Origin of the sequence: Limisphaera ngatamarikiensis (assembly GCF_011044775.1) — a bacterium.
Classification (GTDB): Bacteria; Verrucomicrobiota; Verrucomicrobiia; order Limisphaerales; family Limisphaeraceae; genus Limisphaera; species Limisphaera ngatamarikiensis.
In genome coordinates this window covers 44,112-58,793 of sequence record NZ_JAAKYA010000082.1, presented here as the reverse complement: position 1 = coordinate 58,793, position 14,682 = coordinate 44,112, and the positions used below count along the sequence as shown (strand labels likewise).

Here is a 14,682-nt window from a genome sequence, read left to right as displayed (position 1 = left end):
TGCAGTAGGAGCCGGTGGGGCTGAGGTCGGAATGAGGTGATGGTCGTGGAGGTGCAAGGGGTCAGCGAATGGCTGGTTTGCCTGTGCGTGCTGGCGGGTGCCGGTGCGGCATGGCCGCTGTACCCGGTGGTGATCCGAATCTTCCGGCCCTGGGCCGAGCGCCGGGGAACCTCGTTCCACCAAACCCACGTGCAGCCCGTGCCGCGCGCAGGCGGGGTCGTGCTGGCGCTGCTGTTCCTGGTGGCCGGCGTCGTGAGCCAGATCTGGTTGCCCGTTCACCCGGATCGGATCGCCGAAAACTGGGGGATGCTGGCCGTGGCCCTGGCCATGTTCGGTCTGGGTTTTTGGGACGATCTCCGGCCCCTGGGCGCCCGCAAAAAATTGCTGGGACAAATCCTCATCAGCCTGGCCGCGTGTTTCCTGGTGGGCCGGATCGAATTGCTGCGGAATCCCCTGACCGGTGAGGTGCTTTCACTCGGTCTCTGGGGCATCCCGTTGACCGTACTCTGGTTGGTGGCCTTCACGAACCTGGTAAACCTGATTGACGGCCTGGACGGCCTGGCGGGTGGACTTTCGCTCATGCTCATGGCCCTGCTGGCCTACGTGGGGTTCCACCTGGGAGCGGTGTTCCCCACCGCCACCGCCGCGGTGCTGGTGGGCGGATTGATTGCGTTCCTGCGATTCAATTTTCCGCCGGCACGCATCTACCTGGGGGACGGAGGGGCGTACTTTCTCGGGTTTCTGACCGGTCTGCTGGCCATGCGACTGTCGCACAAGGGGACCGTGGCGGCGGCGTTGGTGGCGCCGTTGTTCGCCCTGGCACTGCCCATCATTGACACAACCCTCGCCATCCTGCGTCGCGGACTGAAAGGGCTGCCGCTGTTCCGACCCGACCGACAACACATCCATCACAAGCTCCTGGGCGAGGGCCTGAATCAGCGGCAGACGGTGCTGGTGTTGTACGGATTTTCCCTTCTGGCGCTGTTGATGGCCTTCGGTGTGTTTTGGGTGGGGGAACGGAGCGCGCCCCTGTTCCTGGGCGTGCTTGCCCTGGTGGTGATTCTGGCGGCCAGCAGGTTCCAGTTCGCCCGTGAATGGTTTGCCCTGGGCCGGTTCCTGGGCGCCACGCTCGAGGTCCGCAAGGCCGCACGGTATGCGCTGGCTTTGTGTCAGTGGTTTGAACTGGAGGCTGAACGGGCCGCCTGCACCGATGGGCTCTGGAACGAGTTCGGCTTCCTCCTGGGCAAACTGGGTTATACGCGGGTGGAGATGCACGGCCCGGATGGTCAGGTCCGCACCTGGCAACGAAACGGCCCCCCTGAGGCCGACCTGCGCAGGGCCGTCTTCCGACTGCCGCATCAGGGCGGGATTGAACTCCGGTTCGAAGCCCCGGCCAGCATGCCGGAACGAGTGTTTGACCTGCAAAATGAACTCGCGGCCGAGGCGTGGAGCAAGGCGTTGGAAAAGCTTGCCGCACGCGCGCCGTCCCCTGCCCCCGCGGTTACCAGCCCCGCCCCATCTTCACCCCGGAGGCTCAGGGATCCTCACGTGGTCGGGTGACAAGCCACGGAGGTACGAAGGTTTTCGGTTTCACCACAGAGACACAGAGGACACAGAGGGGTACAGAGGGGGTGTGGTGTTTCACGAACGGCATGGGAGGGACGGCGTCCCCGCCGTCCGCAAGGATTGGCGGGCACAGAGGACTGTGCCCCTCCCATGTATAAGGGTTGACGGAAACGGGCACAGGGGACTGTGCCCCTCCCGTTTGAAGAGTAGGGCGATACGGTCATGAACGTGCTCATCACCGGCGGGGCGGGTTTCATCGGCAGGCGCCTGGCGGAACGGCTGGCGGCGGACGGGATCGGGGTGCGCGTGCTGGACCTCCGCGCGCCGCACGACGCCATGGTCTCGTTCCATCCCGGAGACGTCCGGGATCCGGAGGCGGTGGGCCGGGCCGTGGCCGGCACGAACGCCGTGTTCCACCTGGCCGCCGAACATCGCGACGATGTGCGGCCGGTGGAGCGTTACCAGGAGGTGAACGTCCGCGGCACGGCCAACCTGCTCGAGGCCATGACCCGGGCCGGTTGCCACCGGATCGTCTTCACCAGCACGGTGGCGGTCTACCCTCTGAATGTGCACGAACCCGACGAGGAACATCCCCCGGCCCCGTTCAACGATTATGGTCGGAGCAAACTCGAGGCGGAACGGCTGGTCGAGGCGTGGGCGGCCGGGGATCCAAACCGGTGCGCGGTGATTGTGCGGTTGTGCGTGGTGTTCGGTGAGGGGAACCGCGGGAACGTGTACAATCTGCTGCACCAGATTGCGTCGGGTCGGTTCGTGATGGTCGGGCGTGGCGGAAACCGGAAGTCGATGGCGTACGTGGGTAATGTGGCCGCGTTTCTCCGGTGGTGCCTCGATCTCCCGCCCGGGTTGCATCGGTTCAATTACGCGGACAAGCCGGATCTGACCACGGCGGAGCTGGTGGGGCTGGCCCGTCGGGCGCTGGGGAGGGATGGGCACTGGACGGCACGCCTGCGCCTCCCCTACCCGATCGGCCTGGGCCTGGGGTACGTGGCGGACGGATTGGCACGGCTGACGGGTCGGTCGCTGCCCTGGAGCAGCATCCGGGTGAAGAAGTTCTGTGCCGAGACCACGGTGAACACCGCCCGGCTGGAACGAACGGGTTTTGTGCGGCCGTTTACCTTGCAGGAGGGGCTCCGGCGCATGATTGAGCACGAGTTCCTGTCGGCCGGGTCGTCGGCCGGGCAGGCCCCGGGTGCCGACCGGTAGGGACGCCGGTCAACGGGTGTGTCCAAGCAAGGCCGCCTCAGGGCGGCCTTTTTGTTTTCCGGGGACCAGCGAAACACGCAGGTTTTTGGTTTCACCACAGAGACACAGAGGGCACAGAGGGGGTGTGGTGTTCCGCGAACGGCTTGGGAGGGACCGCGTCCTCGCGGTCCGCACGAATTGGCGGGCACACGCATTTTTTGTTTCACCACAGAGACACAGAGGACACAGAGGCAGAGCACAGTGTTGTGGGAAGATCCAGTCCATGGGAGGGGCACAGTTCTATGTGCACCTCTTTTTTCCGTGTGCCTGCATGGTTCACGCGGGTGGTGGGAGGGGGTTAATCGTTGAGGGTGATGACCTCGATGCGGGCGGGGTCGCTGACGCCGAGTTCCAACAGGGCGGCGTTCTCGTACAGTTCCCGGCTCACCGGCGGATGGGCAATCCCGAGAATCCGCCGCTGACGTTCGATTTCGCGCAGGGACAACACGTCCAGGGCCACCGGATCGTTGCCCACGCGGATTTCGTTGAGTTCACTGGAATAGTGCAGCAATCCCCGGTTTCCGCCCAGGTACTGACATAACAGGCCGTCCACCACGCACAGGGTCAGGGGATCGGACAACGCCGGCAGGGCGCAGATCTCCGGCACGGCCTGGGCCAGCCGGGCCGCCTCGCCCTCGAACCGGAGGAAATTGTCCACGCTGCCCCGGGCCAGCGTGTACAACAGGCCGGCCACGCCCGCCTCCGGATGCGCCATCATGGGACTGACCACGATCAACCGGGTGATGCGCCGGGTGAGCAGTTTGGTCACATGGGATTTTCGGCCCGCACCGGGCTGATGTTGACCGTATTCCAGGTCGCCCCACACCAACGTACCGAGCAGAGCGGACTCGTAATAGACCTCGGGATCGTATCCGGTGTCGGCCGCACCGGCCAGGACCACTCCGTACCGGTTGGTGAGGGTGTCGAATCCAGCCTGTTGGAGGTCGCGCAGGTAGCGGTCCCAGACGATGATGTTGGTGGGGGCGCAACCGGCCTGGAGCAGCCCGGCGATCAGGGCTTCCACCACGGCCGGGCGGGTGCCGAAGATCCGGCCGGGCGCGCTGTGCACCTTGATACCGACGACGTCGCCGGTGCCGACCAACCGGCGCCATGCGCCGGCCACGTCGGCGGTTTCCGTCCAGCGCATTAATGCCCGGTCCACCATCCGCCGGACGCGGTCGGGTCGGGCTCCAAACGCCTCGAGGGCTTGCGGGTCGTGGACGACGACGACGCGGGCCGCGGGCCGCGTGGGGACCTGGGCTGCCGGACCGGTCCACGGGCAGACAAGGCCCCACGCGACGAGCAGGAGGGCGAGGTGAATCCGCCTTTGCAGAGATTGACCTGCGTTTCTTGACACTTCGAAGGGCGGGATGTTACCACCGGCGGAGATGGCGGCCACGAAAAATCGGGTCAGGTCCGGGTGCCTCCTCCTGTTGGTCTGCCTGATGGTTGGGTGGCTGGGTACGGGGTGCACACCGGGCGGCGTGAAGGCGCTTCGCGAGGGTCAGCGTGCCCTGGCCGCGGGCGATCTGCCCCGGGCGATGCAGCGGTTGCAGCAGGCGGTGACGTTGTTGCCCACCAATGCGCTGGCCTGGAACGAGTACGGCGTGGCCTGTCATCGCGCGGGGCAACTCACCAATGCGGCGATGGCCTACCTCCGGGCCTTGCAGTGGAATCCGGACCTGCTCGAGGCGCGGTACAACCTGGGGTGCGTGTATCTGGAACTGGGACAGTTTGAGCCGGCCCGGTCCGCCTTTCTGGCCTGTACGTTGCGGGATCCGGGTCGGGTGGAGGCGTGGTGGCGGTTGGGGTTGGTGTGTCTGCAACTGCGTCAGACGGCCGAGGCGGAGCGTGCGTTCCGGGAGATGCAACGGTGGGTGCCCAACGATCCACGTCCGTTCAACGGCCTGGGCTTGTGCGCCCTGCAACGGAATCGTCCCCAGGAGGCGATCCGCGCCTTTACGGCGGCGTTGCAGGTGCGGTCGAATGATCCCCCGGCCCGACTCAATCTTGCGGTGACGTTGCATCGGTACGCGGGCAACCTGCCGGCTGCGTTGGAACAGTACCGGCAGTACCTGGCCCTGCAGCCGACCCCGCCCCGGTACGCCGAGGTTCTCGAGGTGGCGCACGCATTGGAGCAGGTATTGATGGCGCGGGAAGAGGCGACCGCGCGCCCGGCCGTCACCAATGTGGCGCAATCGGAGGCTGCGACCCGGCCGGCCGAGCCCGGTGCGGGTCCGACCGCCCCGGCGGCCGGGTCCGCCGGAGGGGTCCCCCGCCCTGCCGAGGCCCCGGTCCGGACGCCTTCAACACCGACCGCTGTTGCCCGAGGGCCGGCCACGGGCGAGTTGGAGACCGGGTCGGGTCGTACCCCCGGGCGCACCGAGGTGCCCAAACCGGGGCCGGTGACCACGGGAACCGCCCCTGCCCTCCGTGAACCCGAGATCGGTGGGGCGCGTGAGCCGGGTCCGACCCGTCCGGGGCCGACCCGGGTGCAGCCGGTGCCCACGGAGGTGGTGCGATTGCCGGAACCGACGCCGGTGGAGCCCGCGCCCGGGCCCGGACCTGCGGAGGCCCGACCGGCCGGTGCGCCTCCGGAACCCGCAGCGAGGCCGGAGGTGGAGGTGATAGAACCGGCACAACCGCTCGCCCGGACGGCGCCGACCGGTTCACGCACCCCGTGGTGGGAGCGGATGAACCCGGTCCGATGGTTTGGCGGGCGGGAGGAATCGGTGCGACGGCCCACGCCGTTGCCGGGGAGCGCCCCGGCGAGTGAAGCGGCTCCGGCGGCCGGGCCGGCGGTGGCCGAGGCGGGGTCGGCCCCGCGCGGCCGTGTGGAGACGGGTCCGACAGTCCGGGTGCAGGCACCCGCGCCGGCCCCGGCCACCGCGTCCCGAACGGAGGAACCACCGCCGGATGTGCCGCGGTACACGTATCTTCGGCCCGGCCGACCCGAGCCGGGCGATGTGAACACCGCCAATGCATGGTTTGCCCGGGGACTGGAAGCCCAGCGGGACGGTCGGTTGATGGACGCCCTGCAGGCGTATCAGATGGCATTGGAGGCGAATCCGGCGTTTTTCGAGGCGTACTATAACTTTGCGTTGGCGGCCATGAAGGTGGGTCGATTGCGGGATGCCCTGAGGGCGTCGGAACATGCGCTGGCGTTGCGACCGGAGTCGCGGGATGCGCGTTACAACTTTGCGCTGGCGTTGCGGCAATCGGGGTATCTGCTGGACGCGGCGTCGGAGCTGGAGACGTTGTTGCGCCGGTATCCGGACGATACGCGGGCGTTGCTGGCGCTGGGAAATCTTTACGCGCAACAGTTGCGGCAGCCGGATCGGGCCCGGGTGTACTATCAACGGTTGCTGGCGCTGGAACCGGGGCACCCGGATGCGGAGGCGATCCGGTACTGGTTGTCGCGGCACAGCGACTGAACCCGCGGAAATACGGAGGTCTTTGGATTCACCACAGAGACACGGAGGACACAGAGGGGCACAGAGGGGGTGTGGTGTTTCGCGAACGGCATGGGAGGGACGGCGTCCCCGCCGTCCGCAAGAATGGGCGGGCACGGAGGACCGTGCCCCTCCCGGGGATGATTGCGGGCACAGGGGACTGTGCCCCTCCCCCATCGTGCGATCGGGAGGGACCGCGTCCTCGCGGTCCGCAAGAATTAGCGGGCACAGAGGACTGTGCCCCTCCCTGGATAAGGGTTAACGAAACCGGGCGCAGGGGACTGCGCCCCTCCCTCAATTGGGTCTTTCCACTCTCTGTGTTTCACCTCTGTGTCCTCTGTGTCTCTGTGGTTCTTCTCCTCTCCGTGCCGCGCTGGTTTTGGTTTGCGCGGGGGGTGCGGGGTCGTACCCTCAACCGGCGGAGAAGGGTGGCTGATGGACGTTTCGACCGCGATGCAAGCCGGCGTGGGCCGACCGTTGTGGGTCCTGGGCCTGTGCGTGGCCCTGTTGGTGCTACTGATTGGTCGCTGGCGGGTGCATCCGTTCCTGGCGCTGTTGGGGGCGGCGTTGCTGGCGGGTTGGTGTGCCGACCCCGCCCGGTTTGCCGCGGCCAACGGCGGCGAGGGACAGTCGCATGCGTTGCGGGTGGTGGAGGTGGCGGCGACGGAGCTGGGCAACCTTTGCGGCCGGGTGGGGATTGTGATCGCCCTGGCGTCGATTCTCGGGGTGTGCCTCCTGGAGAGCGGTGCGGCGGACAAGGTGGTGCGGCGGTTCCTGGCGGTGACGGGCGAGGCCCGGGCCGGGCTGGCGCTGGTGTGCGGCGGGTTTCTGGTGAGCCTGCCGATTTTTTTTGACACGTTTTTCATGCTGCTGATTCCGCTGGCGCGGGCGTTGCGGCTGCGGACGGGCCGGGATTACACCTTGTATGTGCTGGCGATCTGTTGTGCCGGTGCGGTGACGCATTCGCTGGTGATTCCGCATCCGGGGCCGCTGGCGATGGTGGAGGTGTTGAAGGTGGACGCGGGCGCGTCGGTGTTTGTGGGGACGTTGTGTTCGATTCCGGTGGTGGCGTTTGGGTGGCAGGTGGCGCGGTGGTTGAACCGGAGACACGACCTGCCGTTGCGGGAGGCGCCGGGGTTGAGCCTGGCGGAGCTGCAACAGGTGACGCGCCGGCCCGAGTCGGAGCTGCCCTCGCTGGGTGCTTCGCTGCTGCCGATATTGCTGCCGCTGGTGTTGATCTCGGGCGCGTCGTTTCGGAAGGCATTTGTGCCGGCGGAGGTTTTGGGTCCGGGGACCGCGGTTCTGGAGTTGTTGGGGAACCGGAATGTTGCGTTGCTGCTGGGAACGGTCTGGGCGATGGGGTTGGCGTACCGGTACACGGGTCGGAGTTGGTCGAGGTTGTCGCGGATGACCGGTCAGGGTTTGGAGACGGCGGGGGTGGTGGTGTTGATCACGGCGGCGGGTGGGGCGTTTGGTTTGATGCTGGCGCGGGCCGGTGTGGGGGATGCGGTTCAGGCCCTGGTGGCCGGGCGGGAGGTGAATCTGTTGGTGCTGGCCTGGACGATGGCGGTGCTGCTGAAATTTGCGCAGGGCTCGGCGACGGTATCCATGCTGACGACGGCGGGGATCATGGCGGGGATGGCCCAGCAGGGGCAGTTACCCTACCATCCGATGTATCTGTTTCTGGCCATCGGGTTTGGGGCGCTGGGGATTTCGTGGATGAACGACAGCGGGTTTTGGGTGATCGGGCGGTTGAGCGGGTTGACCGAGCGCGAGACGTTGTCCACGTGGACGGTGCTGGCATTCAGCATGTCGGCGGCGGGGCTTGTTCTGACGCTGCTGTTGGCGGCGGTGTATCCGGGGATCTGACGGCGTGTCCGGGTGGGCGGCTGTCAGGGGGCTCAGCGGGGTCGGATGAGGAGTTCTTCCACCACGGCGTGCTGCGGGAGTTGGACGCAGAACAAGACGCAGGCGGCGATGTCCTCGGGTTGCAGCATGCGGGCGCGGGCCTCGGGCGGTGGCGGTGAGGGTCGTTTGTCCAGGAGTGGGGTATTGATGTCGCCGGGGAAGATGGCGCAGGCGCGGATGCCGTGGTGACGTTCCTCGGCGTTGATGCTCTGGGTGAGGCCGGCCAGGCCGAATTTGCTCATGACATAGGCGGGGCCGGCCTTGGCGGAGGCCCATTTACCGGCGTCGGATACGATGTTGATGATGGTGCCGCGGCCCTGCCGGCGCATGACGGGCAGGAAGGCCCGGACGCAATGGAAGGCGCCGTCGAGGTTGGCACCCATGATGGTGCGGTAATCCCGGAGGGACAATTCGGCCAGGGCGCGTTGCGGGACGTTGGTGCCGGCGGCGTTGACCAACAGGTCCACGCCGGGCCAGCGTGCGAGGATTTGAGCGGCCACGCGGTCCACGGCGTCGGGGTCGCTGATGTCGCAGGTGATGGTGAGGAGGTGATGGGCGCGGGGTCCGGCCTGGTGGAGGGTTTCGGTGAGGCTGTCGGGGCGGCGGCCGAGGATGGCGACGAACCAGCCGTGTTGGACGAGGGCCAGTGCCACGGCGCGGCCGACGCCGCTACCGCCGCCGGTGACGACGGCGTAGCCGGTGGGGTTGACGGGGTGGGAATCGGAGTTGGACGGGCGCGGGGTTTCGGTCGGGGTCATGGGGTTTCGGTCCATGGCGGCAATTCGATCCATTGATGGTGTTCGGCGGATTGGGCGATGGCGTCCATGACTTCCTGGACGCGTGCGCCGTCGCGGAAGGTCACGGCGCAGGGTCGTTCTTCGCGGATGGCCTGGATGAATTCCCAGGTTTGGTCGTGGCGGAAGGTGATGAGTGGGTTGCCGCGGGCGGGGTCGCGCGGGGAGCCCGGCCAGGTCCAGAACTCGCGGGGCACGTCGAGGGGTTCGAGGTCGGTTTGACCGGGTCGGCCCAGCCACAGGCGGTTCCACTGTCGGGTGTCGTAGAGGAAGGTGGCGTGGCTGCCGTTGAGTTCGACGGTGTCGGGGGATTGCCAGCTTTCGCCCCGGCCGGTGGCGAGTTTGCTGCTTTCCCAGACGCCGGTGGCGCCGTTGCGGAAGTCTGCGAGGACGGCGACCCATTCATCGAGTTCGTTGGGTTGGCCGCCGCGGGTGGCGTGCCAGCGTCGCCAGTGGGCGCAGAGGCGGTGGATGGGGCCCATCAACCAGTGTCCGAAGTCGAGTCGGTGGCTGAGCATGTCGCCGAGTTCACCGGTGCCGGCGCGGGCGCGGCTTTGGCGCCAACCGAGGGGGCGGCTGCCCCAGTCCTGGAGGCGACAGGCGCGGAAATGGTAGGGTTGACCGAGGTCACCGGCGTGGATGCGGCTGGCCAGATAGCGCATGGCGGGGACGAACCGGTAGGTGAAGGCGGTCATGTGCCGGACGCCGGCGGCTTCGGCGGCCCGGACCATTTCCCATGCCTGGCGGGCGTTCAGGGCGAGGGGTTTTTCGCAGAGGACATGTTTCCCGTGGGCGAGGGCGGCCAGTGCGATGGGTGCGTGGGTGTCGTTGGGGGTGGCGATGATGACGGCGTGGATGTCGTCCCGGGAGACGATGGATTCGAACCGGGTGCTGGCGATCTCGGCGCCGGTGGTCTGGCGGGCGGCTTCCAATCGGGCCGGGTCGGCATCGCAAATGGCTTTGAGTCGGACGTCTTTGCAGAGGGCCAGGCCCGGGAGATGATTTTGGAGGGCGATGGCGCCGCAACCGATCAGGGCGACGTTGATGGGTGAGGTGGACATGGTGGGTTGATTGGGGTTCGCGGCGGCGGGTTGTGGTGGGCCGTGGTGCGGGTGGTCAGCGGTCGACCTCGCCCAACACGATGTCGATGCTACCGAGGATGATGACGACGTCGGCCACGAGGTGGCCGCGGCACATGTCTTCGAGGACGGTGAGGTTGATGAAGCTGGGCGGGCGGACGCGGTAGCGGTAGGGGTTGGGGCTGCCGTCGCTGATGAGGTAGAAACCGAGTTCGCCCTTGGGGGCTTCGATGCGTGCGTAGGCCTCGCCGGGTTTGGGTCGGAGTCCGCGTTGTTTGACCTGGGGGTTTTGGATGGGGCCCGGGGGGAGGTCGCGCAGGGCTTGATCGAGGATTTTGAGGGATTCGCGCATTTCCAGGACGCGGACCATGTAGCGGTCGTAGACGTCGCCGTGCTGGCCGAGGGGGACTTTGAATGAGAAGCGGTCGTAGATGCCGTAGCGGTCGACTTTGCGGATGTCGTAGTTGACGCCGCTGGCGCGGAGGACGGGTCCGCTGACGCCGGCGTTGATGGCGAGGTCGGCGGGCAGGACGCCGACGCCCTGGGTGCGTGCCATGAGGATTTCGTTTTCGGTCAGGAGGGCTTCGAACTCGTCGAGGAACCGGGGGAAATCGCGGACGACGCGCCAGGCCTGTTCGACCCAGCCCGGGGGCAGGTCGCAACGGACGCCGCCGAACCGCATGTAATTGCACATCATGCGTGCGCCGGTGAGGGATTCGAAGAGGTCGAGGATTTTTTCACGTTCGCGGAAGGCGTACATGAGCGGGGTGCCGCTGGCGCCCATGTCCTGGAGGAGGAAACCGGCCAGGGAGGCATGGTTTTGGAGGCGGGTCAACTCGGCCAGGATCACGCGGATGTACTCGGCCCGTTCCGGGACGGTGATGCCGCACAATCGTTCGACGGCGAGGGCGTAGGCCCAGTTGTTGGTGAGGGAGCAGAAGTAGTCCAGCCGGTCGGTGTAGGGCATGGACGCGAGGTAACTGATCTGCTCGGCGATTTTTTCGTGGTTGCGGTGCAGGTAACCGAAGAGGGGTTTGAGTTTGACCACCCGTTCGCCGTCCAGCACGACGTCCATGCGGAAGACGCCGTGGGTGGAGGGGTGTTGCGGCCCCATGGAGACCTCCAGGAACTCGCCCGGGAGGTCATCGGTGCGCGACATGAGTCGTGCCGCGTGGGCGGGCGCGGTGGTGGCGAAGTTGGAATGGTCTTCGGTTCCCTGCGACATAGGCTTACCCAACGGACGCGTACGGGTTTGGCACGCGGCCCGGTACCGATGACAGGACGTTCCTGCGCCCTGTCCAGCAAGGTCCGGTCCGGCGTGCGCCCGGTCCGCCCGGGACGAGTGTGCCGTACAACCGGGGGTTGGACGGGCCACACATGCCGGGTCCGGGAACGGGCACGGATCGCATCAAACCCGCGCTGAATCTAGAGATGCCGGCGGCGCGTGACAATGTCCAACACGGGTGCGGTGGGGAAGTGGATGCGGTGGCTGTGTGGTCAAAGGTCCGCTTGCGCACCCCGTGGGGGCCGGTACCTTCGCGGGGTGATGCATGGAACACCCGCAAAGGATGTTGGCGCGGACGCTGCGCTGGGCGCGGGCGGCGTGCCGGGTGGTGGTCGGGTCGGTCGTGGTTTCCGGGCATGGGACCGGCTCCGGCTGGCTGGTGTGCTGGTGGTTTGGCTGGGGCGGGCCCTGGCGGTGCCGGGGGCCGGGTTTGGTTTCACCGGGCCGGAGTTGTATCCGATTGATCAGGGGATTGGTCTGTTGCGGGTGGCGGACGTGGATGGCGACGGTTTGCAGGACCTGGTTTTGGCGAACAACACGCGGGCGCGGATTGTGGTGATGTACAATCGGACCGGGCAGCCTGCATGGACGAACCGGCTGGCCGTGGACCGTGTCCGCGAACCGAATGCACTCCCGCCGGATGCGCGGTTTGAGATCCGGTCGATCGCATCGGAAAAGCGGATCAGTGCGTTGGAGGTGTCGGATCTGAACGGGGATGGTCGGCCGGACCTGGTGTATTTCGGGGAACCGCGCGAACTGGTGGTTCAGTACAACGAGGGCGGGCGACGTTGGAGTGTGCCGGAGACGTGGTCACTTTCGGACGTGCCCTTTTCCCCCAACGTACTGGCGGTGGCGGACCTGGACGGGGATGGTCGGACGGACGTGTTGGTGGTGGGTGAATCGCAGATTCACTGGTTTCGGCAGACCGGGTCGGGTCGGCTGACGCGTGCAGATCCGATCCCTTTGGGTCAGCCGGCCTACAGTCTGCAGGTGTTGGACGTGGATGGGGATCATCGGCAGGATTTGTTGTTGGTGAACTGGGAGAGTCCGGACCCGTTCCGGGTACGGTTTCAGAGGGCGGACGGGGGGTTGGGACCGGAGTTGTATTTTCGGTTTCCGGCGCTGCGGGCGTATTGGGCGGACCGTGCCGGTGCGGAGGGGCCGGCCTGTCTGGTGGCCATCGGGCAGGCGTCCGGGCGTGCGTTACTGGCCCGGTTCGAGTCGGTGCCGCCGGAGCGGAAGGGCCCGTTTGCACAGGGGCAGTTTGAAGTGTTTCCGTTGCCGCGCACGGACAAGGTACGGCGCGGAGTGGCCTGGGCCGACGTGGACGGGGACGGTTCGGTGGACCTGGTGGCTTCGGATCCGGATCAGGGGCATTTGTTGGTGGGTTGGGCGGATGGTCAGGGCGAGGTGGCGATGCTGCGCCGGTTCCCGTCGCTCATGGGGGTGACGGAGATCGTGGTGGCGGACTGGGACGGGGACGGTCGGCCGGAGGTGTTTTTGCTGAGTCCGGACGAGAAGGCGGTGGGGATGACGCGGATTCGGGACCGCGACACCGTGCCGTTTCCGACGTTTCTTCCGATTCGGGGTCGGCCCCTGGGGATGGCGCTGGACCGGCCGGGTCCGGATCAGCCGCCCGTGCTGGCGGTGGTGGTCGAGGAGGAGGGTCGGCGGTCGGTAACCCTGCTGCGGGCGCAGGGTGATCCGGTGCGGATTCCCCTGAGTGAGTCGTTCAAGGGTCAGCTCACCGGCATGGTCTGGCACGATGCAGACGGGGATGGCCCTGGGGATTTGATCCTGCTGGCCTCGTACGAGCGGATCAAGGTGCTGCGCCAGCGCGGGCGGGACGAGTTTGAGGAACTGGACGTACCGCCACCCGGCGGTGTGCTGGAGAATCCGTGGTTGGCGCGGACGGATCTGGACGGTGACGGCCGACCGGAATTGTTGCTGGCGCAGCGAAACCTGGTCCGTTCGGTACGGCTGCAGCAGGCGCCGGCCGGATCGGGCAGCGATTCGTCCTGGTCCTTTCAGGTTTTGGAACAGATCAATGCGGCCTCGCGCGATTCGCGGCTGGTGGCGGCCACGGCGTTGACGGTCGGGGAGTCGGTTCCTGCCCTGTTTTTGTTGGATGCCACGACGCGTGCGCTGCAGTTGCTGGTTCGGCAGACGAACGGCGTTTGGGAGGTGGTGGATACGCTGGGGCTGCCCCGTGCGGATTACTTTCGGCTGCAGGTGCTGTCGGGGCCCGGTGCGGGGCCGGTTCGGCTGGGGTTGATTGGATTGGCGACGGCGGCGCAATTGCGGTTGGGGGGGCCGGTATGGGCGTTGCGGGAGCTGGACCAGTACGAGACGCCGGTTCGGAACGGTTACCTTCGCGACGTGGTGGCCGGTGACCTGGATCAGGACGGTCACAAGGAATGGGTGTTGCTCGAGACGGCGCGGCATTATGTGGACATCGTGCGATGGGAGGGGGATCGGCTGGTGCCGGGGGACCGCTGGCCGGTGTTTGAGGAACGGTCGTATCAGCGGGCGGGGGCGCAGCGGATGGAACCGCGGGAGGCCTGCGTGGCGGATGTGACCGGCGACGGACGGAACGATCTGATCCTGGTGGTGCACGATCGCGTGCTGGTGTATCCCCAGGAACCGCCGGCGGCTCAGTCGGCGGGGGAATCCGGGTCGGTCTCCTCGACCGGTCGTCGCCACTCGGGATACACGGATTCGGGCAACTGACCGCGCCGGATGAGTTCCTGCAGGTCGCGCATGATGGTGCGACGGGCCACGCGGAATTCGCGGGCCAGGGCCGAGATGTTGGCCCGTTGGGACTGACCGCGCAATTTGGAGAGGATGCGGTTCTGGCGGCTGAGGCGGTCGGTGGACCGGCTCAACAGTTCGAGCGCGTCAATGCGCCGGGAGCGTTCCAGGGCTTCGAACTGGCGCACCACCTCGGCAGGGCCGCATTCCCGGAGGGCTTCCTCCACGGTGCGACGCAGTTGACGCAGGTCCACCGGTTTGGGCAGGCAATAGTGCGCGCGCCGCGGCCCCTGCAGGGCGCGCAATTGCTGGTCCACTTCCAACACCCCCGAGACAATGATCACCGGCACGTGGGGCAACAACTCGCGGAACTCGGGCAGGAAATCCAGGCCGCGTTCGCCCTGCTCGAGCACGTGATCCAGGATCACGACGTCGGGCTGGCAATGGCGCAGGCAGGCCAGGGCATCGGTACCCGTGCGGGCCCGCACCAGTTGGTAGGAACCCAGGGTTTCCTCGTAGAGCTCGTACTGGTCATCGTCGTCTTCGATGACCAGGATCGTGGCCGGTTTGGCGGTCATGGGTTC

10 protein-coding genes are annotated in these 14,682 nt (G+C 66.9%); 5 read left to right on the top strand and 5 right to left on the bottom strand.

Annotated elements, in window-relative coordinates; translation table 11 throughout:
• Positions 1-45 precede the first annotated feature (45 nt).
• A complete protein-coding gene (locus G4L39_RS12330) occupies positions 46-1,560 on the top strand; it encodes an MraY family glycosyltransferase (RefSeq protein WP_205880995.1) in 1,515 nt (504 codons plus the stop codon).
• 228 nt (positions 1,561-1,788) lie between these two features.
• The gene (locus G4L39_RS12325) at positions 1,789-2,790 is read left to right on the top strand and encodes an NAD-dependent epimerase/dehydratase family protein (protein WP_165108498.1); all 1,002 of its coding nucleotides are present in this window, start codon (positions 1,789-1,791) and stop codon (positions 2,788-2,790) included.
• Between the two features lie 337 nt (positions 2,791-3,127).
• Here the strand turns inward: G4L39_RS12325 and G4L39_RS12320 are convergent, their stop codons facing one another.
• The gene (locus tag G4L39_RS12320) at positions 3,128-4,228 is read right to left on the bottom strand and encodes a DUF362 domain-containing protein (protein ID WP_165108496.1); all 1,101 of its coding nucleotides are present in this window, start codon (positions 4,226-4,228) and stop codon (positions 3,128-3,130) included.
• 85 nt (positions 4,229-4,313) lie between these two features.
• On the opposite strand from G4L39_RS12320, the gene G4L39_RS12315 reads away from it, so the two are divergent.
• Positions 4,314-6,263 (top strand): tetratricopeptide repeat protein, encoded by a 1,950-nt coding sequence (locus G4L39_RS12315; protein ID WP_165108494.1) that lies wholly within the window; start codon positions 4,314-4,316, stop codon positions 6,261-6,263.
• A 453-nt stretch (positions 6,264-6,716) separates the two neighbouring features.
• A complete protein-coding gene (locus tag G4L39_RS12310) occupies positions 6,717-8,150 on the top strand; it encodes a GntP family permease (protein WP_165108492.1) in 1,434 nt (477 codons plus the stop codon).
• A gap of 32 nt (positions 8,151-8,182) precedes the next feature.
• On the opposite strand, the gene G4L39_RS12305 is transcribed toward G4L39_RS12310, so the two are convergent.
• From G4L39_RS12305 to G4L39_RS12295, 3 genes are read right to left on the bottom strand one after another with little or no spacing between them, the layout of a single operon-like run.
• Positions 8,183-8,962 (bottom strand): SDR family oxidoreductase, encoded by a 780-nt coding sequence (locus G4L39_RS12305; RefSeq protein WP_240893988.1) that lies wholly within the window; start codon positions 8,960-8,962, stop codon positions 8,183-8,185.
• Positions 8,944-10,044 (bottom strand): Gfo/Idh/MocA family protein, encoded by a 1,101-nt coding sequence (locus G4L39_RS12300; protein ID WP_165108488.1) that lies wholly within the window; start codon positions 10,042-10,044, stop codon positions 8,944-8,946. The genes G4L39_RS12305 and G4L39_RS12300 overlap by 19 nt, the downstream gene beginning before the upstream one ends.
• A 55-nt stretch (positions 10,045-10,099) precedes the next feature.
• Positions 10,100-11,221, bottom strand: coding sequence for an NADH-quinone oxidoreductase subunit D (locus tag G4L39_RS12295; RefSeq protein WP_165108742.1), 1,122 nt, complete (start codon positions 11,219-11,221; stop codon positions 10,100-10,102).
• A gap of 507 nt (positions 11,222-11,728) precedes the next feature.
• On the opposite strand from G4L39_RS12295, the gene G4L39_RS12290 reads away from it, so the two are divergent.
• Positions 11,729-14,077 (top strand): FG-GAP-like repeat-containing protein, encoded by a 2,349-nt coding sequence (locus G4L39_RS12290; RefSeq protein ID WP_205880994.1) that lies wholly within the window; start codon positions 11,729-11,731, stop codon positions 14,075-14,077.
• Here G4L39_RS12290 and G4L39_RS12285 read toward each other — a convergent pair.
• Positions 14,002-14,676, bottom strand: coding sequence for a response regulator (locus tag G4L39_RS12285; protein WP_165108484.1), 675 nt, complete (start codon positions 14,674-14,676; stop codon positions 14,002-14,004). The two genes, G4L39_RS12290 and G4L39_RS12285, sit on opposite strands and share 76 nt — an antisense overlap.
• Positions 14,677-14,682: the final 6 nt, after the last annotated feature.